The sequence below is a fragment of the Nocardioides lacusdianchii genome (assembly GCF_020102855.1).
GTDB lineage: Bacteria > Actinomycetota > Actinomycetes > Propionibacteriales > Nocardioidaceae > Nocardioides > Nocardioides lacusdianchii.
The window spans coordinates 1-1240 of record NZ_JADHZD010000046.1 but is presented as its reverse complement, the minus strand read 5'-3'; the positions used below and the strand labels follow the sequence as shown (position 1 = coordinate 1240).

1 protein-coding gene is annotated in these 1240 nt (G+C 65.3%); it reads left to right on the top strand.

All coding sequences use genetic code 11. From position 1 onward, the window contains the following. Positions 1–121 precede the first annotated feature (121 nt). On the top strand, positions 122–1240 hold a 1119-nt coding region (locus IRX98_RS22390), incomplete at its 3' end, for an IS1380 family transposase (RefSeq protein ID WP_224280568.1).

Sequence of the window (1240 nt, the reverse complement as noted above, 5' to 3'; positions counted from 1 at the left end):
CCTCGATCCACCGATGGGCTTGGTGGGGTGAGCGCGTCGTGAAGTGAGAATGCCCTTACGTGGTGGGAAAATCTGTCTTCTCTAGGGACCGATTTCACCAAGCACGAAGGGCATCTCGTAGATGCAACTTTGCCACACGCCCCGCGCGACCTCAGCGGTGTTCGATGATCCGAATCTCGTGTCGTCTGCCGGGCTGGTCCCGACGATCACGTTGGCCCGCTCGGCGGGGCTCCACTCGCTGGCCCAGACGCACCTGTCGGTGCCGACCGACAAGGGCGCGAACGCCGGGCTGAAAGTCACCTCGCTGGTCGCGGGCATGGTCGCCGGCGCCGACTCCATCGATGACATGGCCCTGCTGCGCCACGGCGGTATGGGACGAGTGTTCGCCAACGCCTACGCACCCTCGACGCTGGGGTCGTTCCTGCGGTCGTTCAGCTTCGGCCATGTCCGCCAACTCGACGCGGTCGCGTCCCGGTTTCTGGGTCGGCTGGCCGAACAGACACCGCTGATCGCGGCAGCACCGGACACCGACGATCGGGTGATGATCGATATCGACGACACCATCATCGAGGTCCATGGCTATGCCAAGCAGGGCTCTGGCTACGGCTACTCCGGGGTGCGTGGCCTCAACGCGCTGTTGGCAGTCGTGTCCACGAACCAGTCCGCGCCGGTGATCGTTGCGCAGCGACTCCGGAAGGGATCGTGTGGCTCACCGCGGGGCGCGAAACGCCTGGTCGCCGATGCGTTGAAGACCGTCAAACAATTGCCGCCCGGGTCCACCACCCGGCCGCTGGTGCGAGCCGACTCCGCGTTCTACGGGGCAGACGTGGTCAACGCCGTCCTACGTGGCGGCGCCGACGTCTCTGTCACCGTCCGCCTGGACAAACGCGTCAAAGCCACTATCGCCACGGTTTCCGACGACGCCTGGACACCCATCGAGTACACCGACGCCGTCTACGACGAACAGGCCCAGACATGGGTCTCTCGCGCCGAGGTCGCCGAGATTCCGTTCACCGCATTCACCTCGAAGAAGCAGGCCGAGCAGGTCACCGGGCGGCTCGTGGTGCGCCGCATCCCGGACCTCAACCAGGGCGGCAAGGATGGGCAGGAGACGTTGTTCGACACCTGGCGCTTCCACGCGTTCTTCACCACCACCAAGCATCACGTGGCCGACACCGTGGCCGCGGACAAGACTCACCGTGGCCACGCGATCATCGAGCAGGTCCACTCCGACCTCAAG